At 63.9% G+C, this 26,086-nt stretch carries 30 protein-coding genes and 1 pseudogene; 13 read left to right on the plus strand and 18 right to left on the minus strand.

Annotated features, from left to right (window positions below; genetic code table 11):
* Window positions 1-518: 518 nt before the first annotated feature.
* From P1U48_RS00810 to P1U48_RS00820, 3 genes are read right to left on the minus strand one after another with little or no spacing between them, the layout of a single operon-like run.
* Window positions 519-1,646: an NADH:flavin oxidoreductase gene (locus P1U48_RS00810; protein WP_301066261.1), complete on the minus strand. Its 1,128-nt coding sequence runs from the start codon at window positions 1,644-1,646 to the stop codon at window positions 519-521.
* Between the two features lie 47 nt (window positions 1,647-1,693).
* Window positions 1,694-2,107, minus strand: coding sequence for a hypothetical protein (locus tag P1U48_RS00815; RefSeq protein ID WP_301066262.1), 414 nt, complete (start codon window positions 2,105-2,107; stop codon window positions 1,694-1,696).
* 51 nt (window positions 2,108-2,158) lie between these two features.
* Complete coding sequence (locus tag P1U48_RS00820) at window positions 2,159-3,364, minus strand: pyridoxal phosphate-dependent aminotransferase (RefSeq protein ID WP_301066264.1); 1,206 nt, start codon at window positions 3,362-3,364, stop codon at window positions 2,159-2,161.
* 88 nt (window positions 3,365-3,452) lie between these two features.
* Between P1U48_RS00820 and P1U48_RS00825 the strand changes: the two genes are divergently transcribed.
* The 3 genes from P1U48_RS00825 to P1U48_RS00835 all read left to right on the plus strand — a co-directional run bounded on the left by P1U48_RS00825 (window position 3,453) and on the right by P1U48_RS00835 (window position 4,710).
* A complete protein-coding gene (locus P1U48_RS00825) occupies window positions 3,453-3,854 on the plus strand; it encodes a helix-turn-helix domain-containing protein (protein ID WP_301066266.1) in 402 nt (133 codons plus the stop codon).
* The gene (locus P1U48_RS00830) at window positions 3,851-4,120 is read left to right on the plus strand and encodes a succinate dehydrogenase assembly factor 2 (protein ID WP_301066268.1); all 270 of its coding nucleotides are present in this window, start codon (window positions 3,851-3,853) and stop codon (window positions 4,118-4,120) included. The genes P1U48_RS00825 and P1U48_RS00830 overlap by 4 nt, the downstream gene beginning before the upstream one ends.
* A 137-nt stretch (window positions 4,121-4,257) precedes the next feature.
* Complete coding sequence (locus P1U48_RS00835) at window positions 4,258-4,710, plus strand: winged helix DNA-binding protein (protein ID WP_301066270.1); 453 nt, start codon at window positions 4,258-4,260, stop codon at window positions 4,708-4,710.
* 11 nt (window positions 4,711-4,721) lie between these two features.
* Here P1U48_RS00835 and P1U48_RS00840 read toward each other — a convergent pair whose 3' ends face one another.
* The 5 genes and pseudogenes from P1U48_RS00840 to P1U48_RS00860 all read right to left on the minus strand — a co-directional run bounded on the left by P1U48_RS00840 (window position 4,722) and on the right by P1U48_RS00860 (window position 9,100).
* Window positions 4,722-5,462, minus strand: a complete 741-nt coding sequence (locus P1U48_RS00840; RefSeq protein ID WP_301066272.1) for a DUF1194 domain-containing protein — start codon at window positions 5,460-5,462, stop codon at window positions 4,722-4,724.
* Window positions 5,459-6,198, minus strand: a pseudogene (locus P1U48_RS00845) (DUF1194 domain-containing protein). The gene P1U48_RS00840 and the pseudogene P1U48_RS00845 overlap by 4 nt, the downstream one beginning before the upstream one ends.
* The gene (locus P1U48_RS00850) at window positions 6,195-6,623 is read right to left on the minus strand and encodes a VOC family protein (RefSeq protein WP_301066273.1); all 429 of its coding nucleotides are present in this window, start codon (window positions 6,621-6,623) and stop codon (window positions 6,195-6,197) included. Before P1U48_RS00850 ends, P1U48_RS00845 begins: the two are co-directional and overlap by 4 nt.
* 66 nt (window positions 6,624-6,689) lie before the next feature.
* Window positions 6,690-8,102, minus strand: a complete 1,413-nt coding sequence (locus tag P1U48_RS00855; protein WP_301066274.1) for a hypothetical protein — start codon at window positions 8,100-8,102, stop codon at window positions 6,690-6,692.
* Window positions 8,099-9,100: a thymidylate synthase gene (locus tag P1U48_RS00860; protein WP_301066275.1), complete on the minus strand. Its 1,002-nt coding sequence runs from the start codon at window positions 9,098-9,100 to the stop codon at window positions 8,099-8,101. The genes P1U48_RS00855 and P1U48_RS00860 overlap by 4 nt, the downstream gene beginning before the upstream one ends.
* Before the next feature lie 200 nt (window positions 9,101-9,300).
* Between P1U48_RS00860 and thyX the strand changes: the two genes are divergently transcribed.
* The 3 genes from thyX (at window position 9,301) to P1U48_RS00875 (ending at window position 11,188) form a co-directional block, all read left to right on the plus strand.
* Window positions 9,301-10,206 (plus strand): FAD-dependent thymidylate synthase, encoded by a 906-nt coding sequence (gene thyX / locus P1U48_RS00865; protein ID WP_301066276.1) that lies wholly within the window; start codon window positions 9,301-9,303, stop codon window positions 10,204-10,206.
* Between the two features lie 326 nt (window positions 10,207-10,532).
* Complete coding sequence (locus P1U48_RS00870) at window positions 10,533-10,832, plus strand: hypothetical protein (RefSeq protein ID WP_301066277.1); 300 nt, start codon at window positions 10,533-10,535, stop codon at window positions 10,830-10,832.
* Window positions 10,802-11,188 carry a hypothetical protein gene (locus tag P1U48_RS00875; protein WP_301066278.1) on the plus strand — a complete coding sequence of 129 codons (387 nt, stop codon included), beginning with the start codon at window positions 10,802-10,804 and terminating at the stop codon, window positions 11,186-11,188. Before P1U48_RS00870 ends, P1U48_RS00875 begins: the two co-directional genes overlap by 31 nt.
* 16 nt (window positions 11,189-11,204) lie before the next feature.
* Here the strand turns inward: P1U48_RS00875 and P1U48_RS00880 are convergent, their stop codons facing one another.
* Window positions 11,205-11,411, minus strand: coding sequence for a cold-shock protein (locus P1U48_RS00880; RefSeq protein WP_301066279.1), 207 nt, complete (start codon window positions 11,409-11,411; stop codon window positions 11,205-11,207).
* Between the two features lie 211 nt (window positions 11,412-11,622).
* Between P1U48_RS00880 and P1U48_RS00885 the strand changes: the two genes are divergently transcribed.
* Window positions 11,623-11,937 carry an ArsC/Spx/MgsR family protein gene (locus tag P1U48_RS00885; RefSeq protein WP_301066855.1) on the plus strand — a complete coding sequence of 105 codons (315 nt, stop codon included), beginning with the start codon at window positions 11,623-11,625 and terminating at the stop codon, window positions 11,935-11,937.
* 29 nt (window positions 11,938-11,966) lie between these two features.
* Window positions 11,967-12,335 carry a hypothetical protein gene (locus tag P1U48_RS00890; protein WP_301066281.1) on the plus strand — a complete coding sequence of 123 codons (369 nt, stop codon included), beginning with the start codon at window positions 11,967-11,969 and terminating at the stop codon, window positions 12,333-12,335.
* On the opposite strand, the gene P1U48_RS00895 is transcribed toward P1U48_RS00890, so the two are convergent.
* From P1U48_RS00895 to P1U48_RS00910, 4 genes are all read right to left on the minus strand, one after another.
* Entirely contained in the window at window positions 12,286-12,858 is a 573-nt protein-coding gene (locus P1U48_RS00895) for a DoxX family protein (RefSeq protein WP_301066283.1), read from the minus strand. The genes P1U48_RS00890 and P1U48_RS00895 overlap by 50 nt on opposite strands.
* Window positions 12,855-13,604: a DNA-binding domain-containing protein gene (locus P1U48_RS00900; RefSeq protein WP_301066284.1), complete on the minus strand. Its 750-nt coding sequence runs from the start codon at window positions 13,602-13,604 to the stop codon at window positions 12,855-12,857. Before P1U48_RS00900 ends, P1U48_RS00895 begins: the two co-directional genes overlap by 4 nt.
* Complete coding sequence (locus tag P1U48_RS00905; RefSeq protein WP_301066285.1) at window positions 13,601-14,464, minus strand: DUF692 domain-containing protein; 864 nt, start codon at window positions 14,462-14,464, stop codon at window positions 13,601-13,603. Before P1U48_RS00905 ends, P1U48_RS00900 begins: the two co-directional genes overlap by 4 nt.
* A gap of 73 nt (window positions 14,465-14,537) precedes the next feature.
* Complete coding sequence (locus tag P1U48_RS00910) at window positions 14,538-14,843, minus strand: DUF2282 domain-containing protein (RefSeq protein WP_301066287.1); 306 nt, start codon at window positions 14,841-14,843, stop codon at window positions 14,538-14,540.
* Window positions 14,844-15,008: 165 nt separating this feature from the next.
* Between P1U48_RS00910 and P1U48_RS00915 the strand changes: the two genes are divergently transcribed.
* Window positions 15,009-15,563, plus strand: a complete 555-nt coding sequence (locus tag P1U48_RS00915; protein WP_301066288.1) for a sigma-70 family RNA polymerase sigma factor — start codon at window positions 15,009-15,011, stop codon at window positions 15,561-15,563.
* A complete protein-coding gene (locus P1U48_RS00920) occupies window positions 15,560-16,201 on the plus strand; it encodes a DUF1109 domain-containing protein (protein ID WP_301066289.1) in 642 nt (213 codons plus the stop codon). The genes P1U48_RS00915 and P1U48_RS00920 overlap by 4 nt, the downstream gene beginning before the upstream one ends.
* A gap of 43 nt (window positions 16,202-16,244) precedes the next feature.
* Here P1U48_RS00920 and thrS read toward each other — a convergent pair whose 3' ends face one another.
* Complete coding sequence (gene thrS, locus P1U48_RS00925; RefSeq protein ID WP_301066290.1) at window positions 16,245-18,194, minus strand: threonine--tRNA ligase; 1,950 nt, start codon at window positions 18,192-18,194, stop codon at window positions 16,245-16,247.
* A gap of 241 nt (window positions 18,195-18,435) precedes the next feature.
* Between thrS and P1U48_RS00930 the strand changes: the two genes are divergently transcribed.
* Window positions 18,436-19,191, plus strand: coding sequence for an alpha/beta hydrolase (locus tag P1U48_RS00930; protein WP_301066291.1), 756 nt, complete (start codon window positions 18,436-18,438; stop codon window positions 19,189-19,191).
* A 100-nt stretch (window positions 19,192-19,291) separates the two neighbouring features.
* On the plus strand, window positions 19,292-20,002 hold the full coding sequence (locus P1U48_RS00935) for an alpha/beta fold hydrolase (protein ID WP_301066292.1): 711 nt from the start codon (window positions 19,292-19,294) through the stop codon (window positions 20,000-20,002).
* A gap of 8 nt (window positions 20,003-20,010) precedes the next feature.
* Here the strand turns inward: P1U48_RS00935 and P1U48_RS00940 are convergent, their stop codons facing one another.
* The 4 genes from P1U48_RS00940 to fsa all read right to left on the minus strand — a co-directional run bounded on the left by P1U48_RS00940 (window position 20,011) and on the right by fsa (window position 23,167).
* A complete protein-coding gene (locus P1U48_RS00940) occupies window positions 20,011-20,703 on the minus strand; it encodes a CDP-alcohol phosphatidyltransferase family protein (RefSeq protein WP_301066294.1) in 693 nt (230 codons plus the stop codon).
* 47 nt (window positions 20,704-20,750) lie between these two features.
* The gene (locus P1U48_RS00945) at window positions 20,751-21,671 is read right to left on the minus strand and encodes a tyrosine recombinase XerC (protein WP_301066296.1); all 921 of its coding nucleotides are present in this window, start codon (window positions 21,669-21,671) and stop codon (window positions 20,751-20,753) included.
* Complete coding sequence (locus P1U48_RS00950) at window positions 21,668-22,375, minus strand: DUF484 family protein (protein WP_301066298.1); 708 nt, start codon at window positions 22,373-22,375, stop codon at window positions 21,668-21,670. The genes P1U48_RS00945 and P1U48_RS00950 overlap by 4 nt, the downstream gene beginning before the upstream one ends.
* A 138-nt stretch (window positions 22,376-22,513) precedes the next feature.
* On the minus strand, window positions 22,514-23,167 hold the full coding sequence (gene fsa / locus P1U48_RS00955; protein WP_301066299.1) for a fructose-6-phosphate aldolase: 654 nt from the start codon (window positions 23,165-23,167) through the stop codon (window positions 22,514-22,516).
* 714 nt (window positions 23,168-23,881) lie between these two features.
* On the opposite strand from fsa, the gene P1U48_RS00960 reads away from it, so the two are divergent.
* Complete coding sequence (locus P1U48_RS00960; protein ID WP_301066300.1) at window positions 23,882-26,071, plus strand: primosomal protein N'; 2,190 nt, start codon at window positions 23,882-23,884, stop codon at window positions 26,069-26,071.
* Window positions 26,072-26,086 lie beyond the last annotated feature (15 nt).

Here is a 26,086-nt window from a genome sequence, read left to right on the forward strand (position 1 = left end):
GATGGGTATGTTGAATGGCGCGGGTGAGCCTGGATCGTCTGATCTTCGGGGCAGGGTTGTCGGGTATCGGCGTGGCGCGCTATTGGGTCCGGCAATTTCCTCAAGGCGATTATTCCCGGTCAGCTTGGCGATTTCCTGACCCGCTGGAAAATCATCCTGGCCGGGGCGGCGGATACAGCGGCACTGTCGGCCACCGGTCGGTTGGATTTGGGGCGCGCAGAGACAACCATTGGCAGTGAATAGCAGGCGCGGGAATCGAAGTCACCGGCGCCGCATCAGGAGGGAGCGATAGGGCAGGAATACCAGTGATCTGAACGGTCAGGGCGCCATCCTCACCGGCGCGGCCTCAGGCATCGGGCGGGCGAGCGCGTGGATGCTGGCCGAACCCGGGGCGGCGCCGAAGCCGCCTGTGGCGGGCGCGACATCTTGCACGCCAATGCCGGGATCACCGGCGGCGGGGCAAGCCGCTGATCCCGGCTGGTCAGGTCAAGTGCCCAGCCGGGATGCGGTTGGCTGTCTTAGACCAGGGTTTTCAGCGCTTCCGCGTCAAAGCCGCTGGTTTCAGCGCCGGTGCGCACCTTTTGCACCCAATCCGGGTCGCTGATCAGGATGCGGCCGACCGCGATCAGGTCGAATTCGTCGCGCTCCATCCGCTCGATCAGCTTGTCGACACCGCTGGGCCCGGCGCTACGACCCCGGAAGGCGCCGAAGTATTCGCCGTCCAGCCCGACCGAGCCGACGCTGCAGGTCAGCTTGCCGGTCAGCTTCTTGGCCCAGCCGGCAAAGTTCAGCCCGTCCTCGCCATCGAGTTCAGGGAATTCCGGCACCCAGAACCGGCGCTGCGAGCAGTGGAACACGTCGACACCGGCATCGGCCAGCGGGGTCAGCCAGGCCTCCATCTCGGCCGGGGTCGGGGCCAGGCGGGCGTCGTAATCCTGCTGTTTCCATTGGCTGAGGCGCAGGAACACCGGGTAGTCCGGGCTGACCGCGGCGCGGATCGCCTTGATGATTTCGACCAGCACCCGCGTACGCTCGGGCAGGGTCGGGCCGCCCCAGGAATCGTCACGCAGATTGGTGCCGTCCCACATGAACTGATCCAGCAGATAGCCGTGGGCGCCATGCACCTCGGTCATGTCAAAGCCGCGCGCCTCGGAATCGGCGGCGGCGCGGGCAAAGGCGGCGATCAGGTCGGCGATATCGGCATCACTCATCACATTGCCGCGCGGCTCGCCCGGCTTGACGATGCCCGAGGGGCTTTCGACCGGGCTGTCCGGTTCCCAGCCGGCTGAGCCGCGGGTCGATCCGGTGTGCCAGATTTGCGGCCCGATCTTGCCGCCCGCGCCATGCACGGCCTCGGCCACCTGCTGCCAGCCTGTCAGCGCGGTGTCGCCGTGGAAGAACGGCACATGCGGCAGGTTGCGCGAGGTCGGGCGATCCACCACCGTGCCTTCGGTCAGGATCAGACCGACACCACCGACGGCGCGCTTGCGATAATATTCGGCATTGGTGTCCGCCGGGATCCCGTCCTGCGCCTTGTTGCGGGTCATCGGGGCCATGACGATCCGGTTTTTCAGGGTCATCGAGCCGATGGTGATCGGACGGAACAGGGTTTCGGTTCCGGCGGCGGGTTGGGCGTTCGATGGCATATTTGGTCTTTCTGTTAGATAAATGAATAGGGGGGGCGGGGCGGAGTCTAGACCATGCCGCGCTCGCGCATCACCCGGTCGGCCTTCTTGCGCACCAGAACGGTGCGCAGGTCATGCATGGCCAGCAGCAGCGCGTCGGTGACCGTTTCCAGCTGTTCTTCGCTGGCGCGGGATTGGGCCCAATGGGTGGTCAGGTTCATATGGTCGATGGCGCGCAGGATGTCGTCGATGTCACGCTTGGCCAGAAGGGCAATGCGCTCTTCCATCCAGGCGGTGATCGCCGCGATATCGGCCTCGCTCAGCCCGCGGTCGCCATGCGGCTTGATCTCGCCGTTGCGGATGTTGACCACGGCGATCTGGTCCATCTCGATCCGGCGCATCCGGTCAGCGGTGTCGATGCGATAGACAAAGGCGCCGTTTTCACGCACACGAAAATAATATGGCGGGAGGTCCTGGCTCATCTCGGATGGCTCCTGGTTATCCTGTAGCGACGCGGTGACGCGACGGGCCGTTCAGCCCGTCAGCCCGGCGCAAAATTTCTGAATCCGGCTGCAGGCCTCGGTCAAGGCCGCGTCGGATGTGGCGTAGGAGATGCGAAAATTCGGGGACAGACCGAAGGCCGCGCCGAACACCACCGCCACACCGGTCTCTTCCAGCAGCGCGGTGGCGAAGGCTTCGTCATCGACAATCCTGGTGCCGCCGACGCTGGTCTTGCCGATCAGCCCGCTGATCGAGGGATAGACATAGAACGCGCCTTCGGGCACCGGGCAGACCATGCCGTCGATCTGGCTCAGCATCGCCACCACCAGATCGCGGCGGCGTTTGAACAGGGCGTTGTTGGGTGCCAGGAAATCCTGCGGCCCGTTCAACGCCTCGACCGCCGCCCATTGGCTGATCGAACAGGGGTTCGAGGTGCTTTGCGACTGCACCTTGCGCATCGCCCCGATCAGGCTTTCCGGCCCGGCGGCATAGCCGATCCGCCAGCCCGTCATCGCATAGGCCTTGGACACGCCATTGACCGTCAGGGTGCGGTTATACAGGCCCGGCTCGACCTCCGCGGGGGTGCAGAATTCGAAATCGTCATAGGCGAGATGTTCATACATGTCGTCGGTCATCACCCAGACATGCGGGTGACGCATCAGCACATCGGTCAACCCTTTTAGCTCCTCCCGCGAATAGCCGGCACCGGTCGGGTTGGAAGGCGAGTTGAAGATGAACCATTTGGTGTTCGGGGTGATCGCCGTCTCAAGTTGATCTGGGGTCAGCTTGTAATTGGTCTGGATCGAGGCCTCGGCGATCACCGGGGTGCCGCCAGCCAGCAGCACCATATCCGGGTAGGACACCCAATAGGGTGCCGGGATCACCACTTCGTCGCCGGGATTGAGGGTTGCCATCAGGGCATTATAGAGGATCTGTTTGCCACCGGTGCCGACACTGACCTGGGCCGGGGTGTAGTCAAGTTCGTTGTCGCGCTTCAGCTTGGCGCAGATCGCCTGTTTCAGCTCAGGAATGCCATCCACCGCGGTGTATTTCGTTTTTCCGGCATTGATTGCCGCAATCGCCGCAGCCTTGATATTGTCGGGCGTGTCAAAATCCGGCTCACCGGCCGCCAGTCCGATGATGTCGCCGCCTGCTGCTTTCAGCTCGTCCGCCTTGTTGGACATGGCGATGGTCGGCGAAGGCTTCACGCGTGAAAGTGTGTTCGACAAAAAGGGCATGTCCGGGCCTTGGATTTGTGATCTGTGCGTCCCTGTCTTAGTTACAGGGCCAAAGCCGTTCAAGCGGGATCGGCGGAAAGGGCAAAAGATGACACCTCAGGATATCGACGAACATTGGTTCGATCCCGAAACCTCGACCTTTGGCGACCGGATTGCCGGCGCGCGCGAGGCCGCGGGGATGACCCAGAGCGAGCTGGCCCGACGGCTGGGGGTGCGGCTGGCGACCCTGCGCGGTTGGGAGGATGACCTTTCCGAACCGCGCGCCAACAAGTTGCAGATGATGGCGGGATTGCTGAGCGTCTCGCTCGGCTGGCTGCTGAACGGTGAGGGCGATGGCGCCCCCAACCCGGGCGAAGCCGGAGAGCTGAGCGGGGATGCGATGGTAATCCTGACGGAAATGCGCGACATCCGGGTGCAGATGGCCCGGATGACCGAACGTCTGGGGCAATTGGAAAAAAGTCTGCGCAAGACATTGAAGGGTGAGGCATGAGCGAGAGTCACGAGGATCGGCTGAAACGCCTGCGGATGCGCTCGATGCGGCGCGGGATCAAGGAAATGGATATCCTGCTCAGCCGCTTTGCCGATGCCGAGCTGGCCACGCTGTCCGAGGCCGAGCTGACCACCTATGATGCGCTGCTCTGGGAAAACGATCAGGACTTGCTGGTCTGGGTCACCGGGCAGCAGGCGGCACCGGCGCAATATCATCCGCTGATCGCGCGGATCATGGCAGGTCCTGCCGCGGCAGGCGGCGGCTGATCACCTGCGCACGCTATCTTTACCGGTTTAACTGATTTTTCGGATTTGTCGGTCAATACCATCCCGAGCAGCTGCGGATGGAGATAGCAATGAGCATTCACAATGCAATGCCTACGCGGACAGGTCCGGCGGCCTATATGGCTTCTTACCTTGACGCGCTGGCGCTGGTCGAACGGTTGCACCGGCTGCTGCTGGACGTGATCAAGGATGAATTCGAACGGGTCGGCGTGCTGGAAATCAACGCGGTGCAGGCGCTGTTGCTGTTCAATATCGGCGACCATGAGGTCACCGCCGGTGAACTGAAATCGCGCGGCTATTACCAGGGCTCCAACGTCAGCTACAACCTCAAGAAGCTGGTCGAGATGGGCTATATGCATCATCAGCGCTGCGAGGTGGATCGCCGGTCGGTGCGGGTCAAGCTGACCTCGAAGGGGCGCGAGATCCACGATGTCGTCACCCTATTGTTCGATCGCCATGCCGACGGGCTTGAGGCCAAGGGGGTGCTGGGCATGCAGGCCATCGACGATGTGACCACCACCCTGCGCCGGCTGGAACGCTATTGGACCGACCAGATCCGCTATATCTACTGACGGCTCAACCTTTACTGAGGGCTCAGAGGCGCGAACCGCAACGGCTCGGCGTCCGAAACTGCCAGTATCTGCAATTCGCGTTTCAACTTGCGCACCATCGCCTCCTGAAAGGCGCTGAACCCGATTGCGGTTTCGACAAAGGCTTGCGGACCACGCAGGACATAGGCGCGGAAATAGGCTGTCAGCTCGGCCAGCCCGACAGGGCGCAGTTCCGCCGGGTCGATCAGCTCACCGCCGATCGCCAGCGCGTTGATGGTCACCTGCGGCAACAACAGCACATCGCGTGGGTTCGGGCCGTTGTTCGATTTGCCATCGCCGGAAATGTCGATCACCTCGCGGTCACAGCGCGGCCCGTTCAGCAGGCTGGCGGCGGCAAAGGCCATGGCATTGCCGATTGCGGTGGAGGGTTCGGTCGGGCTGCGTTTGGTGGCGCGCAGGGTGGCGGCGACCCGCAGGATATCCTCGGCGGTTGCCAGATCGGACCAGTCGACCAGCACCCGCTGAAATCGTGGCCCGCTCCATTCGAACACGGTGAGCCCGACGGTGGCACCGGGAATCGCCAGAATGGCCTCGCTCACCTCCGGGTTCATCAGCGCATTCGCCACCCCGTCGAGCTGCAACCGGTATTCGGTGCCGCTGACCGAGCCCGAGACATCCAGTGCTAGCACCAGCGCCAGGCGACACTCGGCCAGCGCCGCCGCGCCGAGGCCCAGCCAAAGGGCCAGCGCCGTGCCGATGAGTTTGCGCATCATCCCTGATCCTCCGACCCGGTGTCTGATAGGCTGCCAACCACGATATCATTGATTTCGCGATAGAGCTTCTGGGTCATCGCCTCGGCGAAATCGGCAAAGCCATGGGCGGTTTCAACAAAGGCGCCTGGCCCGCGGCGCAATTCCCGTCGATAGAACGGCAGCACCAGCGGGTCGGTGTCGATGATCACCAGCCCATTCACCGTCACCCCGTCGAGCGGGAAGTTGCGATAGGCGAGGGCGGGGCCAAAGCCCTCTTGTTGACCCCGTCGCCGGAAATATCGATCACCCGGCGCTTGCAGGTCGGCGCCCGGTGCAGCACCCCGGCGGCATAGGCCAGCGCATAGCCGATCGCAGTGGGAAACCGCGAATAGCTGCGCTCGGCCCGGGCGATCTGCAGCACCGCCATGTCCAGCGCGGCGGGCAGGTCCATCCGGGTCCAGTCCAGCACCATCTTTTGTTGATAGCGCCCGGACCATTCGAACACCGCCAAGGTGACATAGCCGCCGGTGACATTCAGCAATGCCTCGCGCACCGGGACTGACCCGAGGGCCGTGGCCAGCCCGTATTTCTGCAGGTCATATTCGCCGGGATCGACGGAAGAGGACACGTCGAGCCCCAGCACCAATGCCAGGCGACACTCTGCCGCCGCGCCGGTGCCAAGCGCCAGGCCAAGGCCCAGGGCAAGAACCCGCAACAGGCCCCGGGGGCGCGACCGGAAAGGCGGCAGGTCTGTCACCAATGACCGGTGTTCTCCATGCTGGCCCAGGGTTCGGCGGGGGCTTTTGCCTCACCGGATTGCAACAATTCAACCGAGATATTGTCGGGTGAGCGCACGAAGGCCATGCGCCCGTCACGCGGCGGTCGGTTGATGGTAACCCCGTTCTTCTGCAAATGCGCGCAGGTCGCGTAAATGTCATCGACCGCATAGGCCAGATGGCCGAAATGGCGGCTGTCCGAGGGCAGGCCGTCGTCGCCGTCCCAATTGTAGGTCAGTTCGACCGGGCAGTCCTGTTGGTCGGGCGGGGCCATGAAGACCAGGGAAAACCGCCCGGCTTCATTGTCGATGCGCCGGGTTTCGACCAGGCCCAAAAGCTCAAAGAATGCCATGGTCTTTTCCAGGTCCTTCACCCGGACCATCGTATGCAGATAGGTGATGCCCATTTGGTGCCTCTTCTGATGATTGCAGAAGAGACAGCTTAGCCCGGTGACGGCAAAAGTCGAGCGACCTCAGAACGCCGAGCGGATGCCGAAGCCGACCGAAAAGGTACGGGTTTCAAATCGGCTGACGTTGGAGGTGGTCCGGGACAGGCCGATATCCATTGTCGGAACAAAGCCGGCATAGCCGAAATCGTCGAACACCGCCCGGGCATGCACGCCGATGGTCTTGTCCTGGCGACCGCCGGGAACCACAATGAAACCAACCATGTAGTCGGGATAGTTGGCGTAGCTGGCATTCACCCCCAGGGTCAGATGCGCCGGGCCGATCTTTTCCTCCGGGCTCCAGTCCAGCCGCGCCGACAGGCTGTGGCTGTCGCGGGTCTTGCCGGTCAGGTTGGAATTCACATAGGTCAGCCTGAGGCCGAGCTGGCTGCCATCCGGCAGTGCCTGGCTCGCCCAGAGGCCGATCTGCGCCAGGTTTTCCGTCGTCGGGCTGGCGTCGTAATCGCGGCGTTCGAAATACCCCGCGACGCCGATCCCGGTGCTCTGGCCCAGCCGGCGCGACCAGCTGGCTTCGCCCCGGAAAAACCCGAAATAGCGGCTGCCGCCATACCAGCTTTGCCCGGCGATCAGGCCGCCGCCAAGGCGGGTGCCATCCTCGGCGCTGGTGGCCAGGCGCAATCCGGCCTCGGCCAGGATCAGGGCAAAGTCACTGTCCCGCGCCGTCGGTGCCTTGGCCCGGGCGCTGTCGGACAGATGCACCTGCTTGGTGTAGAGCCGGGCGACGGCGGTCAGCCGCCGGTCCTTGCGCAATTCACCCAGGCGGTAGCCCAGGGACAGATCGGCGGAATAGACCAGCCCGGACAGCGCCTGCGCCGTGGGGCTGAGGACGCCGACCAGCGGCACCCCGTCGATGATATTGAACTGCGAGCCGCTGCCGTTGTTCACATTTGACGAGGGCGCAACGCTGGCCGCCATCTGGAAACTGAATGGATTGATCGCCCGCAGGATCCGGTAGTCGCGGGCAATCGCCTTTCGGTCCGCCGGGTTGTCAGTGTTCTGATAGACCCGGCGCAGCCACAATTGCGCGGTGGTGCTGCGCCCTGCCGCCTGCGCGGCGGCCGCCGCCAGCTGCGCGGCGTCGAAGCGTTGCCGTTTGCTGCCCGCCAGCCGGTAGGAGGTCCGCGCCGCGTCCAATGCCGGGACAGGGCGGCCGAGGTCCATCTCGGCCCGTGCCAGCAGGTAATGCATCTGACCATCGGCGGCCCCGGCCTGTTTCAGTCCAAAGGTCAGCAGCCGCACCGTCTCCGCATCGCCGTGCTGCGCCGCCGCCAGGGCCGCCGCGCGGGCCTGCGGCAGGGTCAGCGTGACCGAGGTCTGGGCCGGTTGCGCGGCCAGGGTTCCCGGCAGCGCCAAACCCAGCGCCAGCGCGATGGCCCGGCCCCGAGATTGCAGTCGCCGGGCCCAATGGCCCCGGCTCAATTTACCGAATTGCAAAGGGTGGAATTGGCGCCGGTGGTGCCGCATTGCTGCAGGACAAAGACGCCGTATTCCTCTTCGCCCTCATAAGTCAGGCGATCGTCCGGCCCGTCGAGTTCGGTCAGGTGCACCAGGCCACCGACCGAGGCGGAATCGGTGCCGCCGAAAATCCCGGCGTAATCGCCAATGTCATTGTCGGTGGTCGGATCGAGCCCGGCATAGGTCGGATCGGTTTGAAAGCTGTCATATTCGACCTCGCCGCTGAAGGTCCCGTCGGTGGCGATGCTGCTTGCCACCAGAACCAGTGAGGGCAGGTTCTGACCGGTGGGCACGATCGTCCGGTTGTAGATATTGCCTTCGACACTGTTGTCGCCGAAATCGGCGTTGAGAAACACATTGCCGGTGACCTGCGCCGCCCGGTAGGGCTGCAATTCGATCGGCACGGTCGGATCGACCGCAATCAGCAGCCCATCGCGGACCCCGATATTGGTCAGCCCGACATAGGATCCGGCATAGGACACCAGCCCCGAGGTTGCCGAGACATCGGGCGGATCGTAGTCGCCGTCGCGTTCGTAATAGCCACCGGCGAAATAGCGGTTGCGCGGTCCGCCGGTCGCGGCGACGCCGGCCCGCACCTGCCCGGTCTGCGCGGTGCCCTGCGATTGCAGCACCAGCGCGATGGCGTGGCGGTCCAGTGAATCGTCCTGCGAGGTAAACACCTGATAGCCGCCGAATTGCGCATCCAGCGCCGCCTGGCGCACATAGGTGCCCTCGACCGGCTTGTCGTCCAGGGTGATGCCGCTGACCACAAGGGTCTGGGCGGTGGCATCATAGGTGATCGAACTCAGATCACCGGCCACGCCCGAAGGAATCGTCGTGGTCGTCGTTGTATCGGTTGTCGTATCGGTCGTCGTCTCGGCGGTGAACGGGTTGGTTCCGGAGCCGGAACACGCCGCCATGACCACAAGTGCCGCAACCGAAAACGTTGCCTTTCTGAACATTGCTCTGCCTCGTTGTTCTTCCGGGCCGCTCGATTGGCGGCGGTTTCGGGCAAGATCCGTTATCCATGTCCCTGCTGTCAATCCGCCCGGTTTGGAATGCGCCAAGGTGCGGCGGAAAATCCCTACCGCATATGGCATTCAAATGTGGGCCAACTGCTATATACTGCGGCTTCGCCGTGTTGGAGCAGAAAGGATTCGCCATGACCCTGACCCCTGAGGCCCAGGCAGAGATCGACGCGCAGCGCGCCCGCCCGCGCCAGACCCTGCGCGCCGTGTCCGAGGGCATGGAGGCGCATCTCTATTCCGCCCGCCCGGTGCTGGATCACGGCTTTGTCCGGGTGATCGACTATATGGGCGATGATGCCGCCATCTGTCAGGCGGCGCGGGTCAGCTATGGCAAGGGCACCAAGTCGGTGCAGAATGACGAAGGGCTGATCCGTTACCTGATGCGGCACTGGCATTCGACGCCGTTTGAAATGTGCGAGGTCAAGCTGCATGTGAAGCTGCCGGTGTTCGTCGCCCGGCAGTGGATCCGCCACCGCACCGCCAATGTGAACGAATATTCCGCCCGCTATTCGATCCTCGACCGCGAATTCTATATCCCCGCCCCGGATGCGCTGAACGCGCAATCGGTGGTGAACAACCAGGGCCGCGGAGAGCTGCTGGAGGGCGCGGAAGCGGCGCGTGTCCTCGATTGGCTGAAAACCGATTCCATGCGCGCCTATGACCATTACGCGGCGATGATTTCCGACGAGGGTCAGCAGGGGCTGGCCCGCGAGCTGGCGCGGATGAACTTGCCGGCCAATATCTATACCCAATGGTATTGGAAGGTCGATCTGCACAACCTGTTCCATTTCCTGCGCCTGCGCGCCGATGCCCATGCGCAATACGAAATCCGGGTCTATGCCGATGCGATCTGTGAAATGGTCGCCGATTGGGTGCCCTTCGCCTATAAGGCGTTCGAGGATTACCGGCTGGGATCGGTCACCATGTCAGCGCAGATGATGGACTGCCTGCGGCGGATGCTGAAAGGCGAAGAGGTGACCGCCGAGAATTCCGGGATGAGCAAACGCGAATGGCGGGAGTTTGAGGGGGTTTTGGGGTAGAATTTCGCATTGAGCCGAAGGTTGCTCGATACTTCAGTTTTTGAAAAGGCATCTCACTCCCGGTTCGCCTGCGAACCGGGTCGCGCCCGACCCGCCCCCAGGGCGGGCGCGAGCGCCCACCCCGGGCCGGGCGCGACCCTCTGGTCTGCGCGGATCGGATCGGGCTGTGGCATCGGCGTGGCGTTTGACTGTGGGCTTGCCCGCACAACCTCAGAATGAAACGAATTGTTTCCGTTCAGCACCTTGACCGAAACCCCGCAGCCGATACCCTGCATCCGAACAAATCCGTCCGTTGGGGGCGGGATTGCGCATTGGGGGACCATGTGATGAAGAAATTCCTGTTCGGCGCCGGGCTGGCCTGCCTTGCCCTCTCCGCCGCGCCTGCGATGGCGATGGATGCCAAGCTCTATCCCTATCAGGCCTCGGCGAATTACTGCCCTGCGGGCCTGCAACCGATCGTTCTGGGCGGCGTCATCTGCTGTGGCGTCCCGAACCAGTCGGTGTCCTATACCTCGATGAAGCAGCACCCGGTGTCGCAACGTCGGGTCTATCGGCAGAAATCGACCTGGGACGGGTCGAAATCGCCCGAGGGGTATTGGGACGGATCGAAGTCGCCGCGCGGCTGATCGGATCGCAGTTTAACGGAATACGGGCGCCCTTGGGCGCCCGTTTACCGTTGCCGAAACCCGGTTTTCGGCAGGGCGCCCTGCCGATCTGCCTTGCCGCGATGGCCACCCCGTTGCAACCGATCAGCCCGGTTGCCGAGGTGATCTGCGAGACCCGCGAGCGGTTTGCACAGCGGTTGCCGGGGCGGATGCGCTCAGAGCGCACAGCCATCGGGCCACGCGGACCGGAACAGGTGATCAAGCTCTGGACCGGCGCGAATGACAACTGGACGCTGGCCGTGAGCGACGCCAGCGGCACCTCGTGCATCATCGCCATGGGCGAGGAGTGGCAGGTTCTGGACCGCAATCCGGCCTGATCACCCGCGTATCTGTTTACAGCAGCTTGATATCGCCCGCCATTTTACGGCCGTCGCGCCCATCCAGCAGCTCGAACTGAACTTTCTGATTGTCTGCCAGCCCGGTCAGACCGGACCTTTCCACGGCCGAGATATGCACGAACACATCCTTGCCGCCATCTTCGGGCTCAATGAACCCGAACCCTTTGGTGGTGTTAAACCATTTCACGGTGCCAACCGGCATTCCGTTTCTCCTTCTGACTTCTGACTGCAGCCCACCGGAAATCGGGGGGCAGACACCAGCCGGATCAGGACCGCCGACTGCAAGCAGCCGGAGTGGAAACGGCCAGGGTCACCGCACCAAGATTGCAATCCCGTTGTAAAAATCAAGCAAAAGTAGGGTGCAGGCCCCAGCAATGCCCGCTATTTCTGCGATGGCTGAAGTTGAGGGCAATATGATCATCTATGGCATCAAGACCTGCGATACTTGCCGAAAGGCACTGAAATCGCTGCAAAACGCGCGGTTGCACGACATCCGCGCCGAGGGCTTTCCGCCGGGTCTGCTGGAGCGGGCCGAGGCGGCATTCGGCCAGGATTTGCTGAACACCCGCTCGACCACCTGGCGCGGATTGGGCACCTCCGAACGGGCGCGGCCGCTGCGTGACTTGATCCTCGCGCATCCGACTTTGATGAAACGCCCCCTTATCGAAACCCAAGGCAGGCTCTATCTGGGATGGGGCGCGGCGGTGCAAAAGGCGCTGCTGCCCTAGAAGCTGGCGGCGGAAAGGAACACAGAGAGATGCGCAATGCGGCATTGATATTGGGGCTGATCGGCGGGCTTCTGGGGCTGGTCGTCGGCATGGCCAGCTATGGCTATACCGAGGCGATTGACCGCTTTGGCGAGGTCGAGGGGCTGTTCGAACAGGTCGGCAATGTCGATCTGATCCGCGCCGCGTCGTTCCTGTCGCCGCTGCTGGCGATTGCCGGGGCCGGGATGGCCAAGGTGCGCGCGCTCTGGGGCGGGCTGTTGCTGATCGCCTCGGCGGCGGGGATGTATGTCGGCTTCGGGGTCAATGTCTTTACCCTGTTCCCGATGGGATTCTGTGCGGTGGCCGGGCTTATGGCACTGGCCGCCGGGCGTCCGGATGAACCAAAGGCGCATTTCTGAATATTGCCTGATCCAGGGCCAGCCAGCCGCCGCCCTTGATCACCAGAACGATCAGCAAGTAAATCCACAAGGCGCGTTGATCGAGGATGGCGCTGTCCGCCGCCGGGTCGAACCAGGCACCAAAGGTTTCGAGATGAGCGAGGCCGCCATGGCCAAAGAGGTCGGTGAGGCTCTGCACGGTGATGAAACCGATCATCCCCAGCGCTGCAAGCCGGGTGAACAGGCCCAGAACCACCGCAAGGGGCAGCAGGAATTCGGCCCAGGTGCCCGCCACCACCACCGCCCAGTGAAACAGCCCAAGCTGGTCGGTGTCATAGCCGACCGCCTCCAGCTGCCGCGGGAAGATCTGCGCATAGGCACCGAGCGAGGGTTTGAAGATGCCCAGCAGCCCATCGCCGAGCTTGGTCAGGCCGGAGGCCCAGAAGTAGCGCAGCAGCACGGCGGCAAAGACAAAGCGAGCCAGGGTCGCCAGCAGCGGCTCGACCCGGGTCAGGGCTGCGGCGAATTGGTTGAAATGTCTCATGTCTGGCTCTCCATGCCGGTGATGCATTGGTCCTGGATCAACAACGCCAGCAGCGCCGACAGATCGAATTCGGGTGTGTCCGTGCTGGCCGCTTCAAAGGCGTCCCCCAGCGTCGCGCCGTTGAGGATCGCGGTGATGAACACGGCGCCGCCCGGCGGCAACACCCATGGAACCGGATCGAACTCTGGCCGGGTGATCAGCACCGCCTCGGCGCGGGGGGCGGGCGCCGGCCCATCGTCGTGATTGAAGCGCCAGATCGCATGCAGCGGCCAGTCCGAGCGGATCAGCCGCAGTGCCGGGGCCAGCGTTAGCCGCGCGACGCTGAGATCGCCGGACATCAGGGTTTGCAGGGCCTCGGGCGCCAGGGCCTGCGCATCGGCGGCGTGATAGGACAGTCGCATCGCGTAATCGAGCCGCGCCACATCGGCCAGATAGCCCAGATGCTGCACCGGCGCGAAGCCGGCGAGGAAATCGGCAAAGCCGCTGCCATAGGTCATCATCAGCGGGCTCTGCGGCGGGGTGGCACGCAGGAACAGCGCGGCGATGCCACGGAAATTCTGTTCGCCCAGCAGCTTGGCGACGGTGGGAAACCCGGTCTCCAGCGCCTCGCCCAGCGAGACCGCGACATTGTTGCGATAGACCGCAAAGCGACGTCCGGCGGCACCGCCGCGCCCGTCTTGCAGATTTGGCGGGGCAGGGCGGTCGGGATCGAGCAGCGCCATGCGAAAGTCGGTCTGGGTGCTCATGCTGGCACCTTAGTCAACGGGTCCAGCGCGCGGGCGGCGCGGCTGGCCTCGGCCGCCAGCACCGGCCAGTCCGGCACGTCATTGTCCCATTCAACCAGAACCGGGCGTGGGCCGCTCAGCGCAAGAGTTTCGCCCAGCAGCGTCCAGACCGGGTCGGCGATTTCGGCGCCGTGGCTGTCGATCAACAATGGACGGCCCTGATCGTCGTGATCCTCGTCATGGCCGCCGAGGTGGATTTCACCGACCTGATCGAGCGGGAAATCGGCGATATAGGCGCGGGCGTCGAGGCCCAGGTTGGTCGCCGACACGAACACGTTGTTCACATCCAGTAGCAGTCCACAGCCGGTGCGCCGCGCCACTTCACGCAGGAAATCGGTTTCCGACCAGTGGCTTTCGGCAAAGGCCAGATAGCTTGACGGGTTTTCCAGCAGGATCCGGCGGCCCAGAACCGCCTGCAGCTCATCAACATGATCGGCAACCCGGGTCAGGGTGGCGTCCGTATAGGGCAGCGGCAGCAAGTCGTTGAGAAAGGCGCTGTCATGGGTGGACCAGGCCAGATGTTCGGAAAAACTCGCCGGGTTCAGCCAATCGCAGAGGTGTTTCAGCCGTGCCAGATGATCGGCGTCAAGCCGCCCGTCGCCGCCAATCGACAACCCGACCCCATGCACCGAGATCGGAAAGCGCTCGGCCAGGTGACGCAGCTGCGCCAACGGGCGGCCACCGTCGCCCATGTAGTTTTCGGCGTGGATTTCCAGCCAGCCAACCGGGGCGGGGTCAGCGATGATCGACGCATAATGCTGCGGCTTGTATCCGACACCCGGCAGGGCGGGCAGATCGTTTGGAAACGCGCGGTCGAGCATGGCAGAACCTCCCCAGAAAGAAATGCAGTGTGAAATTCGGTGCGCCCCCGAGGGGAGACGCACCGAAATGACCTTAGCCGTTCATCGGCAGGTCGCGCTCAAGCGGTTCGAGCGATCCCATGCGGGCTTCGCCATTTTCCATCGCGGGCAGCATCATCGTGGTGCAGGTGCCGGCATCGACCAGGGTCCAGGCGTTGCCCTGGTAATTGACCTTGGAGGTGCCGGCGCAGGTGGTGCCGGGACCGGCGGCGCAATCGTTCTCGCCCGCCATCGAGACACCATAGCATTTTTCCTTCTCGGCAGCAGCAGCGGTGTGCGGCATCGAGATCAGCGCGGTGGCGAATGCGGTGGCGATCAGGGCCTTGTTGGTGGGTTTCATAAAAAAAGTTCCTCCGGTTGGATCGGCGCCGTCGTGGCGTCCGTGCTAACCACTTCGCGGCAACCGGTGGAAATGTTACGCTGCTCACAAACAGGTGATGTATTTGCACATTTCGGATTGAAGACTGTAACGTTTGCGCGGCAAGCGCGAATGGAGAGAGGCAATATGGATCGCAACGACCGCTGGGGCGATCTCCTGCGCCGGGCCAACCGGGGCGAGGGGGCAGCCTATGCGCTATTCCTGACCGAATGCGCGCCGGTGATCCGCAATGTCGTGCGTGGCCGCAGAGGCGACAGCGGCGCGGATGATATCGAAGATATCGTGCAAGAGGTCCTGCTTGCGGTGCATGCCAAGCGTCACACCTGGCGCGAGGCGGATCCGGTGACGCCATGGCTCTACGCCATTGCCCGCTACAAGACCGCCGATGCCGGGCGCAAGCGGCGGACAGGCGGGACGCAGGTGCCGCTGGACGATGTCGCCGAGGTGCTGCCGGACGAGGCATCGGGCGAGATCATGGCGGTGCGCGATCTGGGCGTGATGCTGGACCGGATCGACGAAAGATCGGCCGGTATTGTCCGCGCCGTCGGCATTGCAGGCGAAAGCGCCGGAGAAGTCGGCGCCCGCCTGGGAATGAGTGAAGGGGCGGTGCGCGTGGCCTATCACCGTGCCATGACCCGGCTAAAGGATCTGGCCGAAGCGAAAGACGAGACCCGCGAATGAAGACCGAAGACCTGATAAATGCGCTGGCGGCAGAGGCCGCCCCGGCCCCCGCTGCCTCGGTTGAGACGCGGGTGGGGCTGGCTTTGCCACTGGCAGTACTGGTGTCGGTGGTGCTGTATTTCCTCTTTCTCGGCCCGCGCCCGGATCTGGCCGAGCGCATCATTGATCCGGTGGTGGCGGCAAAAACGCTCCTGCCGCTGGGTCTTGCGATGCTGGCATTGGTGCTGGCGCTGCGCTCGGCACGGCCTGCGGTGCCGCTGGGCCTGCCCGCCCGGGTGGTCTGGCTGGTGCCGGCAATCGCTCTTGGGCTGTTCGTCTGGGCCTTTGTCACGACGGCGCCGGACAGCCGGTTCATGCTCTGGCAGGGCAAATCGATCCCGGTCTGCCTGCCGATGATCGTGATTCTGTCGCTGCCGCTGACGGCGGGCATGCTGGCGGCGATGCGGCGCGGCGCATCCGTGCGCCCCGGGTTCAGTGGCGCGCTGGCCGGGCTGGCGGCTGCGGGCCTCGCGACAACGATCTATTCAACCTTCTGCAACGAAGATTCCCCGCTGTTCTATGCCACCTGGTATTCGCTGGGGATCCTCCTGGCGACCCTGATCGGCGCGCTGGCCGGATCGCGGCTGCTGCGCTGGTGAGGGCGGCAAGGCGGGTGTGGCCCGCCTTGCGTTTTGTTGATCCTCAGGCGCTCATATCGGGCGGCAGTGCCTCGTCCCGCAACCGCGCGATGATCTCGTCGAGCGTCGCCATCGCGGTCTGTTTCTCGCCCAGCCTGCGCACCGAAACGCTGCGATCCTCGACCTCGCGCTGACCGCAGGCCAGGATATAAGGCACCTTGGCGACCGAATGTTCGCGGACCTTGTAGTTGATCTTTTCGTTGCGCAGATCGGCCTCGGCGCGGATGCCGGCGGCTTTCAGCGCCGCAACCACCTCAAGGCAATACTCATCCGCATCCGACACGATCGTGGCCACCACGACCTGGCGTGGCGCCAGCCACAGTGGCAGGTGACCGGCAGAGTTTTCGATCAGGATGCCGATGAAGCGCTCAAACGATCCCAGCACCGCGCGGTGCAGCATGAAGGGACGGTGCTTTTCGCCATCTGGGCCGATGTAATCCGCATCCAGCCGCTCAGGCAGGTTCGGATCAAGCTGCAGCGTGCCGCATTGCCAATCCCGGCCAATCGCATCGGTCAGCACGAATTCCAGCTTGGGCGCGTAAAAGGCGCCTTCGCCCTCAAAGATCTCATAGTCATATTCGGCGGCCTTGCAGGCATTGGCCAGCGCCGCCTCCATCCGGTCCCAGCTTTCTTCGGTGCCGACCCGCTTTTCGGGGCGGGTGGAGAGTTTCACCCGCCATTTGTCAAACCCGAGGTCGGAATAGATCCGGGCCAGGAATTCGATGAATTTCTTTGATTCACCCTCGATCTGGTCATCGGTGCAGAAGATATGCGCGTCATCCTGGGTAAAGCCGCGCACCCGCATGATACCGTGCAGCGCGCCCGAGGGTTCGTAACGGTTGCACGAGCCGAATTCGGCCATGCGGATCGGCAGATCGCGATAGGATTTCAGACCGTGGTTGAAGATCTGGACATGGCAGGGGCAATTCATCGGTTTCAGCGCGTTAATGGTCTTTTCGCGCGCATGCTCCTCGTCGACTTCGACGATGAACATGTTTTCCTGATAATTGTCCCAATGGCCTGAATCCTCCCACAATTTGCGGGAGACGACCTGCGGCGTGTTCACCTCGACATAGCCATCGGCCTGTTGCCGGCGGCGCATGTAATCCTGCAACTGGGAGTAGATGGTCCAGCCATTCGGGTGCCAGAAAATCTGACCCGGCGCCTCTTCCTGCATATGGAACAGGTCCATCTCGCGGCCCAGCTTGCGGTGGTCGCGCTTGGCGGCCTCCTCCAGCATCGTCATATGCGCCTTGAGGTCGTTGCGGTTCTTGAACGCCACGCCATAGATGCGTTGCAGCATCGGCCGGGTGTTGTCGCCCAGCCAATAGGCCCCGGCGACATGGGTCAGCTTGAAGGCATCGGCAGGCAATTGGCCCGTCGATTGCAGATGCGGGCCCCGGCACAGATCCTGCCAGTCGCCGTGCCAATACATCCGAATGTCCTGGCCTTCGGGGATCCGCGCCAGCAATTCGACCTTATAGGGCTCGTCGCTGTCCTGGTAATGTTTCAGCGCCCGGGCGCGATCCCAGACTTCGGTCCGGACCGGATCGCGGGCATTGATGAATTCCCGCATCTTGGCCTCGATGGCGCCGAGGTCTTCGGGGGTAAATGGCTCTTCGCGGTCGAAATCATAGAACCAGCCGAAATCGCGGATCGGGCCGATGGTGACCTTGACGTCCGGCCAGATCGCCTGAACCGCGCGGGCCATGACATGGGCCAGATCGTGGCGGATCAGTTCCAGCGCCGCCGCGTCATCCTGCATCGTGTTGATGGCGATGCTGGCGTCCGCCTCGATCGGCCATTGCAGATCGTAATGGGCACCGTTCACCGTGGCGCTGATCGCCTTTTTGGCCAGCGACGGGGCGATGCCCGCGGCCACTTCGGCCGGGGTGATTCCGGCGGGGACGGATTTGGAATTGCCATCGGGGAAGGTGAGGGTGATCTGGGACATATCTGTCCTCCTCGTCGGTTTGGCGCCCACGGAACGCCCGGTTGCGGGTTATATCGTCCGGTTTCATTGATCCGCGCGGCTGACGGTGTCAAGCGTGGCGCGCCGGGCTGCGGCCAATTGCGCGCGAGCGTGACCATAGAACGCAGGTGGCTATCGGCGGTGCCCTGCCAGCGCGCGCAACGCAGGGCTGACAATCCCGGCGGGCAATGGCAGATATTGTCGGCAGCACAGGAGGTCGCAAATGGCGGATGCAAAATACCTGACGACACCACAGGGGCGGCGTCTGGCCTATCACCTGACCGAAGGGCAGGGGCCGGTTCTGGTGTTCCTGGGCGGGTTCAAATCCGACATGGAGGGCAGCAAGGCGCTGCATCTGGAAGGCTGGGCCCGGGCCCGGGGTCAGGCGATGCTGCGTTTTGATTATTCCGGCCATGGCCAAAGCGACGGCGCCTTTACCGAGGGCTGCATCGGCGACTGGGCCGAAGATGCCGAGGCGGCGATCGAGGCGCTGGTGAAGGGACCGGTGCTGTTGGTCGGATCGTCGATGGGCGGCTGGATCTCGCTGCTGCTGACCCGGCGGATGTCCGAGCGGATTGCGGGGCTGGTGACCATCGCCGCCGCGCCGGATTTCACCGAAGACAGCATGTGGGCCGGGTTTGACAAGGCACAGCGGCTGGCGCTGGAAATGGTCGATCAGGTGGCGCTGCCGTCAGAGTATGGCGAACCCTATATCATCACCCGGCGGCTGATCGAGGACGGGCGCAATCATCTGGTGCTGCGCGACCCGCTGCCGCTGCCGTTCCCGGTGCATTTCCTGCAAGGCACCGCCGATGCCGATGTCGCGCTTTCGGTGGCGCTGCGGCTGATGGAGAGGGTCGAGGGGCCGGACATCCATCTGGAGCTGGTCAAGGGTGCCGATCACCGGTTCTCCAACCCTGAATGCCTGCGCCTGCTCAGCGACCGGATCGCCGAGGTGCTGACGCGCGCCAAAGGCTGAGTCTCGTGGCGCGGGCGGCAAGGTTCCCCTTGCTTTCGAAGCGGGGATCGGCACGCTGACGCCAAAGCGCGACGCAGACGCGACAATGAGGAGGGCAGCGATGACAGAACCCCTGGTGCTGATTCCAGGCATGGCCTGCGATGCGCGGCTGTTCGAGGCGCAGATCCGCGCTCTGGGCCGGGATCGGCCAGTCACCATCGCCCTGCCGACCCAGGGCGAGCGGATCGAAGAGATCGCTTCGAACCTGCTGACCCAGTTGCCGTCGAAATTCGCGCTGCTTGGTCTGTCGATGGGCGGATGTCTGGCGATGGAAATCCTGCGTCACGCGCCGGACCGGGTGCAGCGGCTGGCGCTGCTGTCGACCACGCCACTGGCTGATACGCCGCAGCAATCGGCGGCGCGCGAACCGCTGATCGTCAAGCTCCGCTCGGGCAAGCTGGACGAGGCTCTGCGCGAGGCGCTGCCGCCTTCGGCCTTTGCCGCCGGACCGGGCCGGTTCGAGGCGATCAACCTGTTCCTGGCGATGGGCGCCGAACTGGGCCCGGCGCTGATCGAGCGGCAGATCCGGGCGCTGCAACGGCGGCGCGACCAACAGGCGACCCTGCGCCGGTTGAAGGTGCCGACGCTGGTGCTCTGCGGTGCCGAGGACGATCTGTCGCCGGTGAAACGCCATGAATTCATGGCCGACCTGATCCCGCAGAGCCATCTGGCGGTGATCGACGGGGCCGGGCATCTGCCCAGCATCGAACAGCCCGAGGCGGTAACCGAAGAATTGCGGCGCTGGCTGCGCCAGCCCTATTTGCTGAAATAGGCTGCCGGTCAGGCGCGCCGCGGCAGGGTCTGCTGCGCGACTCCGGCAAACAGCAGGTAGATCGAGCTGACCAGCAACCCCGAATGCGCCCAGCTTTCGGGGTGAAAATCAACCCAGGCGGCCCAACCGGCGAAATAGGTCCAGATCAGCGCCATCGGCAAAGTCAGCCAGCGCCAGCGTTCGGTGCGCACCGGATGCACGAATTTCAGCGGCATGAACATCGCCGCCGCCAGCAGGCTGACCACCGCCAGAATGATCCAGAAGTTCGGCGCCAGTGCGAACAGAACCAGCACCACCATATTCCAGCATCCGGGAAAGCCGGAGAATGAATTGTCCTTTGTCTTCATTCGCTTGTCGGCGAAATACATGGCTGAGGCAAAGGTGATGATGATGATCGCGCACCAGCCGGTCCAGCCCGGCAGCAGGTCGGATTTGAACAGCGCAAAGGCGGGCACGAAGACATAGGTCAGATAATCGATGATCAGATCGAGCAGGGTGCCGTCGAATTCCGGCGCGTTGCTGGCCACGTCGTAGCGTCGGGCCAGCGGGCCGTCGATGCCGTCAACAAAGAACGCCACCACCAGCCACAGGAACATCAGGCTCCACTTGTCTTCGACCGCGGCCAGCATCGCCAGCATGGCAAACACCGCGCCAGAGGCGGTCAGCAGATGGATGCTCAGGGCTTTGGCGCGCAGGGTCATTGCCATCTCATGCCTGAAAACAAATTGCGGATCAACGCGGGCGCGGGTCAGGCGCGCGGATGCGCGGCGGCATAGACCTGCATCAGCCGGGCGGTGTCGACAGCGGTATAGGCCTGGGTGGTCGAGAGGCTGGCATGGCCCAGCAATTCCTGGATCGCCCGCAGGTCGCCGCCTGCATTCAGCAGATGGGTGGCAAAGGAATGGCGCATCGCATGCGGGGTGGCGGTGGCGGGCAGGCCGAGCTGGTTGCGCGCCCGTTCCATCGCCTTCTGGATGGCGCGGGCCGACAGCGGACCGCCACGGATGGCGCGAAACAGCGGATCAGTGGCATGGCAAGGGTAGGGGCAGAGGGCGAGATAGGCCTCGACCGCCTCGCGTGCCGGGCGGATCAGCGGCACCACCCGTTCCTTGCGGCCCTTGCCGATGATCCTGAGGGTGCCACCCAGCGGCAGATCGGCGGCGCTCAGCGACAGCGCCTCGGAGATCCGCAAGCCACAGCCGTAGAGCAGGGTCAGCACTGCCATGTCACGCGCCTGCACCCATTTCTGTTCAGACTGCAGGGCGATGGTCTCGATCATCTCGATCGCCGCATCCTCTTGTAGCGGGCGTGGCAGTTTGCGCTGATATTTCGGCGCCCGGGCCGAAAGCACCGCGGTCGGATCGAAATCCTCGCGCTCGGCCAGCCACCGGAAAAAGGTCTTCACCGCGCTCAGCTTGCGGGCCAGCGACCGGGCACCGACACCCTGGCCCCGGGTCTGCGCCATCCAGGCGCGCATGTCGGTGACGCTGATCTGTTTCAGCGGTCCCAGACCCTGCGCCGCGCCCTTGTGGGCGCCGATGAAGGCCAGGAAATCGGCCAGATCGTGGGAATAGGCGGTAATGGTGTTGTCGCTGGCGTCCTTCAGGGCCCGTTCGCTGTCGAGCCACCCTTGCAGGGCGTCACGCGCGGCGGGCGAAATCAGGCTCACGACAACCAGCGCCGCATCGTGCGTTCAAAGACGCAGCCAAAGAAGGACAGGAGGTCGGTGCCGTGCTGGGGTGAAAACATATGCGGATCCTCGGATCCCATCACCAGCATGCCGGGCAGGCGGCCGGGGCCGAAATCGAGCCGCAGGCAGGCCTCGGAGCGGACCCATTCGGCATTGTCGCCATAGACATCGCCCTTGCCCTGACCGATCTGACGCAGCACCACCTGCCGCGCCGGGGCGTTGCGGTCGCGTTCGACATAATCATGGACAAAGCCAGGTTCGACCACCCGCAGCACCGCGCCCATCCGGCGCACGGCCGGGTCTTCTTCGTTCTGCAAGGTCTCCAGCACCAGATGGACGAAATCGAGCCCGAGGATTTCGGCCACTTCCCCGCCGAGGTCGCGCAGGAAGGTTTCGAAATCGCTGGGGTCCAGCATCCGCAGCACCGCGCGATGCACCTGGTTCATGCCCGCAAGGTTCTCATAGGCGGCGGCAATCACCGAACGGTGGGTGTCCTCAAGCCGGTCAAGCCGGGCCTCCAGCCGTTCCATCGCGATACCGCGCAGATCGACGACATTGCCGCCCATGGTGCGTTCATTGGCGGCCACCAGGGCGCGCATCAGGGCCTGATCGTTCAGGATAACGTCAGGCTGGTCGATGATCTGCTCGCGCAGGTCATCGTCGATTTTCACTGGATTGGTCATAAACTGCCTGTCTTGATCTGCATTTTTTTGTTTGAGCAGATACTAGCAGAGCCGGACGGCAATTGCGCAGGCAAAATGGCGGCCCATCCGGAACCGGGGGCAAGTGTTGCGCCTGCGCCCCGACCAAGGGTGATAGGATCAGAGAATTTTCTGACCGGTTTTTGCCCAGTCGGCCATGAAGGCCTCAAGCCCCTTGTCGGTCAGCGGATGTGCCACCATCGCCTTGATCACGTTTGGCGGGGCGGTGGCGACATCGGCACCGATCTTGGCGGCTTCGGACATGTGATTGACGCTGCGGATCGAGGCCGCGAGGATCTGGGTCTCATAGCCGTAATTGTCATATATCACCCGGATGTCATGGATCAAATCCATGCCGTCGAGGTTGATATCGTCCAATCGTCCGATGAACGGGCTGACAAAGGTCGCGCCGGCCTTGGCCGCCAGCAGCGCCTGATTGGCGCTGAAACACAGGGTGACATTGACCATCCGGCCCTCGTCGCTGAGCGCCTTGCAGGCTTTCAGCCCGTCCCAGGTCAGCGGCACCTTGATCGCGATATTGTCGGCGATCTTGGCCAGTTCGCGGCCCTCGGCGATCATGCCCTCGGCGTCCAGCGCCACGGTTTCGGCGCTGACCGGACCATCGACCAGATCACAGATTTCCTTGGTCACTTCGCGGATGTCGCGGCCTGATTTCATGATCAGCGAGGGGTTGGTGGTGACCCCGTCGACCATGCCCAAAGCATGCAGTTCACGGATCGCGTCGATCTCGGCGGTGTCGACAAAGAATTTCATGAGCGGAGCCTCCGGCGGGTTGGACTTGCCCCCGTGTTAGCCGATAAGCTGAGCCTCCGAAACCCCGCACCTGTGACGGCGCCGGGAACCTAGATGCAGTAGCCAATGTTAACGATTGCCGAAGGAACATGCGCGCACATTGTCCAATTAACAAAATTATTGTCAGTAACCGCTATAATTGGAAAAGCCGCCGTAATTATTCGAGGGGCTAACTATGATAGGCGCTTGGGTGGCATAGGGATTTCGGGCGCTCTGGGAACCGTATGGCGAACCGTATTGGCCGTATGGGTTGTTAATACTATCGGAACTATACGGGCTTCCATATTGTCCATATGGGTTAGCCACGCTATTTGGATCATACGGGTTGGAGTTGAGGTTCCCCAGATATTTGCCAGTTTGTGGGTCGACCAATATCAGGCTTTGGGCATGGACCGCAGTGGAGCTGATCATTGTCAGTATGAAGAGAGAAGTTATCGTGCGCATTGGACCCTCCGAATCTAATCCGAAGAATAATAGCAGCAAAGTTAGCGCGGGGATTGCAGAATGGGCCGAAAGCCGCAGAAAAATTTAGACATCCGTCTTGAGACGCTCTGCATGAACGACACACATTCAAGATTTTCTGAGGCTGCAAGCGTAGACATGACCCGGCGGCAGCAAGCTTGACCTTACCTCGCGGCAGGGCGAGGTAGAAGTACATAACCTTTTCCGGGTCCCATGATAAACCATTTTGCTGAAGACGATCTTGTCGCCGTTCTGACCACCCAGCCGCTGGACCGGACCCTGGATTACCGGGCGCCCGAGGGCGGCTGCGCGCTGGGGGCCTTTGTGCAGGTGCCGCTGGGACCGCGCCAGGTGCTGGGGGTGGTCTGGGGGCCGGGGCGCGGCGATTTCGACCTGGCCAAGATCCGGCCGGTCACCCGGGTGCTGAATGTCGCCCCGATGCGCGACGAGATGCGCGACTTCCTGACCCGTGCCGGCGCCTATACCCTGACTCCGTTGCCGGCGATGTTGCGGCTGGCGACCCGGGCACCGGGGCTGACCGACCCGCCCTCGATGCGGGTGGTCCTGCGGCTTGGCGACGGTGAACCGGCGCGGATGACCGAGGCGCGGACCCGGGTGCTGGACGCGCTGGCCGAAAGCGGCGATGCGGCGGTGACGATGCGCGAGCTCTGCGAGGCGGCGGGCACCTCGTCCTCGGTGGTCAAGGGGCTGATCAAGGCCGGGGCAGTGCGCGAGGAAACCGCGCCGCGCGACCAGCCGTTTGCCCGGCTCGACGCGGCGCGGGCGGGCAAGCCCCTGACCGCGGATCAGACCGCCGCCGCCGCCGCGCTGGGACGCGGCATTGAGGCCGGTGCCTATGGCACCACGCTGCTGCGTGGGGTCACCGGCTCCGGCAAGACCGAGGTCTATCTCGAAGCCGTCGCCGCCTGCCTTGCCAAGGGCCGTCAGGCGCTGGTGCTGTTGCCGGAAATCGCGCTGACGGCGGGATTCCTGACCCGGGTCGAGGCGCGCTTCGGCGCCCGCCCGGCCGAATGGCACCACGGGGTGACGATGACCGAACGCCGCCGGATCTGGAAGATGGTCGGGCAGGGCGGCGCCGAACTGGTGGTCGGCGCCCGCTCGGCGCTGTTCCTGCCGTTCCGCGACCTCGGGTTGATCGTCGTCGATGAGGAACATGACAGCTCTTACAAGCAGGAGGAGGGGGTGCATTACAACGCCCGCGACATGGCGGTGCTGCGCGCTTCGCTGACCGGCGCGCAGGTGGTGCTGGCCTCGGCGACACCGTCGCTGGAAAGCTGGGCCAATGCCGAGGCGGGCAAATACCAGCGCCTCGATCTGGAAAGCCGGTTTGGCGGCGCGGTGCTGCCGCAGATGCACGCCATCGACATGCGCCACGAGGCGCTGGAGGCCGGACGCTGGATCTCTCCGACCCTGCGCAACGCGGTCAATGACCGGCTGCAAAAGGGCGAACAGGCCCTGCTGTTCCTGAACCGGCGCGGCTATGCGCCGGTCACCATCTGCCGCGCCTGCGGCGAAAAGATCGGCTGTGAGCAGTGCGACGCGGCCATGGTCGAACATCGGTTCCTGAAACGGCTGGTCTGCCACCAATGCGGCGAAAGCCGACCGATGCCCGAGATTTGTCCGTCGTGCCAGGCCGAGGGGCGCCTGGCCCCGGTCGGCCCCGGAGTTGAGCGGCTGACCGAAGAGGCGGCCGAGGTATTTCCCGAGGCCCGGATTGCCACCCTGTCCTCGGATCTCTTCGGCACCGCCCGCGCGTTGAAAGAGCGGATCGAGGCGATTGCCGATGGCGGCGCCGACCTGATCATCGGCACCCAGCTGGTCGCCAAGGGCCATAACTTTCCGCTGCTCACCCTGGTCGGGGTGATCGACGCCGACCTGGGGCTGCAAGGCGCAGATCTGCGCGCCGCCGAGCGCAGTTTTCAACTGATGCGCCAGGTGTCGGGCCGGGCCGGGCGTGCCGACCGGCCGGGGACGGCCCTGATGCAGACCCACCAACCCGATCACCCGGTGATTCGCGCCATCCTGGGCGGCAAGGAAGAGGAATTCTGGCAGGCCGAGGCCGACAGCCGCCGGTCCATCGGGATGCCGCCCTTTGGCCGTCTTGCCGGGCTGGTGCTGAGTGGGCCGGAAGCCAGCCTGCCGATGCGGATCGGCGCCGATCTGGCGCGCAATGATGCGGCGCTGCGCGCCATCGGTGCCCAGGTCTTTGGCCCGGCCCCGGCGCCGATTGCCCGGGTGCGGGGACGCCACCGGGTGCGCTTGCTGGTCAAGGCCCCGAAAGGCGCACCGATCCAGGAGGCCATTGCCCGCTGGCTGGGGCCGCTGACCCTGCCCAAGGATGTGCGGCTATCGGTGGATATCGACCCGCAGAGCTTTCTTTAACAGGGTGCCGAAAAC

This window comes from Pseudooceanicola sp., from assembly GCF_029213205.1.
Lineage (GTDB): Bacteria > Pseudomonadota > Alphaproteobacteria > Rhodobacterales > Rhodobacteraceae > Pseudooceanicola.

Coding starts and splice junctions, on each gene's coding strand:
- P1U48_RS00810 (WP_301066261.1), bottom strand. CDS start 1,646: ATGCCATCGAACGCCCAACCCGCCGCCGGAACCGAAACCCTGTTCCGT.
- P1U48_RS00815 (WP_301066262.1), bottom strand. CDS start 2,107: ATGAGCCAGGACCTCCCGCCATATTATTTTCGTGTGCGTGAAAACGGC.
- P1U48_RS00820 (WP_301066264.1), bottom strand. CDS start 3,364: ATGCCCTTTTTGTCGAACACACTTTCACGCGTGAAGCCTTCGCCGACC.
- P1U48_RS00825 (WP_301066266.1), top strand. CDS start 3,453: ATGACACCTCAGGATATCGACGAACATTGGTTCGATCCCGAAACCTCG.
- P1U48_RS00830 (WP_301066268.1), top strand. CDS start 3,851: ATGAGCGAGAGTCACGAGGATCGGCTGAAACGCCTGCGGATGCGCTCG.
- P1U48_RS00835 (WP_301066270.1), top strand. CDS start 4,258: ATGGCTTCTTACCTTGACGCGCTGGCGCTGGTCGAACGGTTGCACCGG.
- P1U48_RS00840 (WP_301066272.1), bottom strand. CDS start 5,462: ATGATGCGCAAACTCATCGGCACGGCGCTGGCCCTTTGGCTGGGCCTC.
- P1U48_RS00850 (WP_301066273.1), bottom strand. CDS start 6,623: ATGGGCATCACCTATCTGCATACGATGGTCCGGGTGAAGGACCTGGAA.
- P1U48_RS00860 (WP_301066275.1), bottom strand. CDS start 9,100: ATGTTCAGAAAGGCAACGTTTTCGGTTGCGGCACTTGTGGTCATGGCG.
- thyX (WP_301066276.1), top strand. CDS start 9,301: ATGACCCTGACCCCTGAGGCCCAGGCAGAGATCGACGCGCAGCGCGCC.
- P1U48_RS00870 (WP_301066277.1), top strand. CDS start 10,533: ATGAAGAAATTCCTGTTCGGCGCCGGGCTGGCCTGCCTTGCCCTCTCC.
- P1U48_RS00880 (WP_301066279.1), bottom strand. CDS start 11,411: ATGCCGGTTGGCACCGTGAAATGGTTTAACACCACCAAAGGGTTCGGG.
- P1U48_RS00885 (WP_301066855.1), top strand. CDS start 11,623: ATGATCATCTATGGCATCAAGACCTGCGATACTTGCCGAAAGGCACTG.
- P1U48_RS00890 (WP_301066281.1), top strand. CDS start 11,967: ATGCGCAATGCGGCATTGATATTGGGGCTGATCGGCGGGCTTCTGGGG.
- P1U48_RS00895 (WP_301066283.1), bottom strand. CDS start 12,858: ATGAGACATTTCAACCAATTCGCCGCAGCCCTGACCCGGGTCGAGCCG.
- P1U48_RS00900 (WP_301066284.1), bottom strand. CDS start 13,604: ATGAGCACCCAGACCGACTTTCGCATGGCGCTGCTCGATCCCGACCGC.
- P1U48_RS00905 (WP_301066285.1), bottom strand. CDS start 14,464: ATGCTCGACCGCGCGTTTCCAAACGATCTGCCCGCCCTGCCGGGTGTC.
- P1U48_RS00910 (WP_301066287.1), bottom strand. CDS start 14,843: ATGAAACCCACCAACAAGGCCCTGATCGCCACCGCATTCGCCACCGCG.
- P1U48_RS00915 (WP_301066288.1), top strand. CDS start 15,009: ATGGATCGCAACGACCGCTGGGGCGATCTCCTGCGCCGGGCCAACCGG.
- P1U48_RS00920 (WP_301066289.1), top strand. CDS start 15,560: ATGAAGACCGAAGACCTGATAAATGCGCTGGCGGCAGAGGCCGCCCCG.
- thrS (WP_301066290.1), bottom strand. CDS start 18,194: ATGTCCCAGATCACCCTCACCTTCCCCGATGGCAATTCCAAATCCGTC.
- P1U48_RS00930 (WP_301066291.1), top strand. CDS start 18,436: ATGGCGGATGCAAAATACCTGACGACACCACAGGGGCGGCGTCTGGCC.
- P1U48_RS00935 (WP_301066292.1), top strand. CDS start 19,292: ATGACAGAACCCCTGGTGCTGATTCCAGGCATGGCCTGCGATGCGCGG.
- P1U48_RS00940 (WP_301066294.1), bottom strand. CDS start 20,703: ATGACCCTGCGCGCCAAAGCCCTGAGCATCCATCTGCTGACCGCCTCT.
- P1U48_RS00950 (WP_301066298.1), bottom strand. CDS start 22,375: ATGACCAATCCAGTGAAAATCGACGATGACCTGCGCGAGCAGATCATC.
- fsa (WP_301066299.1), bottom strand. CDS start 23,167: ATGAAATTCTTTGTCGACACCGCCGAGATCGACGCGATCCGTGAACTG.
- P1U48_RS00960 (WP_301066300.1), top strand. CDS start 23,882: ATGATAAACCATTTTGCTGAAGACGATCTTGTCGCCGTTCTGACCACC.